This is a genomic window from Streptomyces sp. NPDC059248 (assembly GCF_042753905.1).
Classification (GTDB): domain Bacteria; phylum Actinomycetota; class Actinomycetes; order Streptomycetales; family Streptomycetaceae; genus Streptomyces.
Genome location: NZ_JBHYZV010000165.1, coordinates 1 through 3,155, shown reverse-complemented (window position 1 = coordinate 3,155; position 3,155 = coordinate 1). Strand labels below are relative to the sequence as shown.

3 protein-coding genes are annotated in these 3,155 nt (G+C 72.0%); 2 read left to right on the top strand and 1 reads right to left on the bottom strand.

Features of this window, described 5'->3' with window-relative positions; all coding sequences use genetic code 11:
- Positions 1-145 precede the first annotated feature (145 nt).
- On the bottom strand, positions 146-1,117 hold the full coding sequence (locus ACFXG1_RS33020) for a carbohydrate kinase family protein (RefSeq protein ID WP_384745867.1): 972 nt from the start codon (positions 1,115-1,117) through the stop codon (positions 146-148).
- A gap of 128 nt (positions 1,118-1,245) precedes the next feature.
- Between ACFXG1_RS33020 and ACFXG1_RS33015 the strand changes: the two genes are divergently transcribed.
- Positions 1,246-1,449, top strand: coding sequence for a hypothetical protein (locus tag ACFXG1_RS33015; protein WP_384722690.1), 204 nt, complete (start codon positions 1,246-1,248; stop codon positions 1,447-1,449).
- Positions 1,450-1,581: 132 nt separating this feature from the next.
- Positions 1,582-3,090 (top strand): hypothetical protein, encoded by a 1,509-nt coding sequence (locus ACFXG1_RS33010; RefSeq protein WP_384745865.1) that lies wholly within the window; start codon positions 1,582-1,584, stop codon positions 3,088-3,090.
- Positions 3,091-3,155: the final 65 nt, after the last annotated feature.

Below are 3,155 nucleotides of genomic sequence, written 5' to 3'. Positions count from 1 at the left end.
TCTGGAAGGAGAACGCGCGCAGGCCGCGAGGAACGAGCGGTCGAGCACGATCGACTGAAGAACACGGCTGAAGCGCCCCGGAGGCGAACCGAGCCTTGAAAAAAAGGGGCTGAAGCGCCCCGGAGGCGAACCGAGCCTTGAAAAACTACAAGTACTTCTCGACCTCGGTGGCGGCGTCGTGGCCGTATGCCTTGGAGAAGCGTTCCATGAAGTGGACGCGGCTGAGGGTGTATTCCTGGGTGCCGAGGGTTTCGACGACGAGGGTGGCGAGCATGCAGCCGACTTGGGCGGCGCGTTCCAGGCTCACGCCCCAGGAGAGGCCGGAGAGGAATCCGGCGCGGAAGGCGTCGCCGACGCCGGTGGGGTCGACTTTGGCTTCTTCTTGGGGGCAGCCGACTTCGATGACGGGCTCGCCGACGCGTTCGATCCGTACGCCGCGGGAGCCGAGGGTGGTGACCCGGTGGCCCACTCGGCTGAGGATCTCCTCGTCGGACCAGCCGGTCTTGCTTTCGATGAGTCCCTTCTCGTATTCGTTGGAGAAGAGGTAGACGGCGCCGTCGAGCAGTATGCGGATTTCGTCGCCGCTCATCCGGGCGATCTGCTGGGAGAAGTCGGCGGCGAAGGGGATTTCGCGGGTGCGGCATTCCTCGGTGTGGCGGAGCATCGCCTCGGGGTCGTCCGCGGCGACGAGGACGAGGTCGAGGCCGCCGACCCGGTCGGCGACGGATTTCAGTTCGATGAGCCGGGCCTCGCTCATGGCGCCGGTGTAGAAGGAGCCGATCTGGTTGTGGTCGGCGTCGGTGGTGCAGACGAAGCGCGCGGTGTGGAGGACTTCGGAGATCCGTACGGATCCGGTGTCGACGCCGTGGCGGTCGAGCCAGGCGCGGTATTCCTCGAAGTCGGCTCCGGCGGAGCCGACGAGGATGGGCCCGGTGCCGAGCTGTCCCATGCCGAAGCAGATGTTCGCGCCGACGCCTCCCCTGCGCACGTGGAGGGTGTCGACCAGGAAGGAGAGGGAGACCGTGTGGAGCCGGTCCGCGACGAGCTGGTCGGCGAAGCGACCGGGGAAGGTCATCAGATGGTCGTTGGCGATGGATCCGGTAACTGCGATTCGCACGGCGTGTGTGCTCCTGTGGCGGGGGAAACGAGGCCTAACGCTACCCGGTCGTGCCAGGTGACCAAGGAACATAAACTACCCCATAGTAGAATCTTTCCCAGTGAACCTAGGGTGCATACGGTGCGCTTATGACGAACTCGAGCCCGACTCCGGCCTCCCGGGATCCTGATTTCACCCTCGCCCAATTGCGCGGGGACTGCGCACGGATGGCTCCGCACTGGCCGGTGGCCGCGGTGCCCGTACCGGTTCCGGTCCCGCCGTCCCTGATCAGGGGGGTGGCGGTGCCTCCGGCATCGGTTCGGCTGGTACGGGGGCTGCCCCCGTACTACTGAGCCGGATCCCGGCGCCGGGCCCGTCGCGGCCCGGCTCTCGGCCGCGCCCGGGAACCGTACGCGCCCGCCTTCCGTCCCATCGCCGTGGCTCCCGCTCGGGGGACCGCAGGGGGCAAGGCGAAGGGGTACGAGGTGAGCGGTACACGGAGCACGGAGGAGGGGGGGACCCGCAGGCGTTCCCCCCTGATCGCATCGCTCGTGGCGGCGGTGCTGGTGGCGGGCGGCGGCAGCGGACTCTATCTCGCGGTGGCCGATTCGCCGGACGGCGGCGACCGGGGCGCGTCGGCCCGCGGGTCCGGGGGCGGCGGGCAGCCGCCGAAGATCCGTACGGAGTCGGCGCTCGCCGACGCGCCGGGTATCGCCCCCGGGGAGCCGGGCCCCCTCGGTTCGGTCCTCGAACGGGGCAAGGGTGTCGCGTTCCCCGACGGGCCCGACGAGGCGGCCGTCCACCGGACCGGCGGCGGCCCGGCGGCGGCCGACGCGACCCGGGTGGCGAAGGCGTTCGGTCTGACCGCGCCGCCCCGGCTCGCCGGCGGTATGTGGCGGTCGGGTCCGGACGCCGACGGTACGGGCGGGGCCGTCGAGGTGGGTTCGAAGGCGCCGGGCTCCTGGTCGTACGGCGCCCACGCGGGGACGGACGGCGGCGACAACTGCGAGAGCACCACGGTCTGCACGGACCGGCGGGGGCCCGCGACCCCGTCGGGCACCCCGGTGTCGGACGCCCGTGCCCGGCAGGCGGCGGCGCCGGTGCTGAAGGCGCTCGGGCGCGGTGACGCGGTGGTCGACGCCCGTGCGACGGTCGGCGCCGACCGGATCGTGACGGCGGATCCGCTGATCGACGGCGTACGGACGCAGGGGTACGCCACCCGGCTCGTCATCGGCCCGGACGGCCGGGTGGTGCGGGCGACCGGCTTCGCGTCGGTCCCCGAGAAGCGGGACACCTATCCGCTGATCCCGGCGGACGAGGCGCTGAAGGAGGCCAACAAGGCGACCCTGGGCGGGGTCGGCCGGGGACAGGACGGGCCCTCAGCGTGCGCCACGTCGATGCCGCTCGGCGGCGGCGGTGACGACGCGGTCACCACGGACCGGCCGGAGTCGGCGGGGTGCGGCCCGGCGAAGCCGGTGCCCCAGCGGCTCGCGGTGACGGGGGCCGTCATCGGGCTGACCGCCGTCCACGGCGACGGTGAGGTGACCTTCGTACCGGCTTGGCTGTTCCGGGTCGCGCCGCACGGCGGGGGTACGGACTTCACCCACGCCCAGCCGGCGGTGGAGAAGCGCTTCCTGGACGACACCCCGGCCCCGCCGCCCGGTGGTGGTAACAAGCCGCCGTCGGACGACGGCGGGGACGCCTCGCCCCCGGCCTCGAAGCCCGCGCCTACGGGCAGCGCCGTGACGACGTACCGCGCGGACGGGCGGACCCTGTCGCTGACCTTCTTCGGCGGGGTGTGCGAGAGCTACCGGGCGAGCGCGCGGGAGAGCGGGGGCTCGGTCCGGGTATCGGTCGTGGGGACCTGGAACGACCCGGGGAAGGCGTGTATCGCCATCGCCAAGGAGCAGACCGTGAAGGTCGCGCTGGACGCGCCGCTGGGCGACCGGAAGGTCGTGGACGCGGCGACGGGCGAGACGGTTCCCCGGAGCTGACACCGGTCCCGGCGCGGGCTCGCCGGATGCCCCTCCGACAAGACCTCTCCGCCACGACCCCCTCC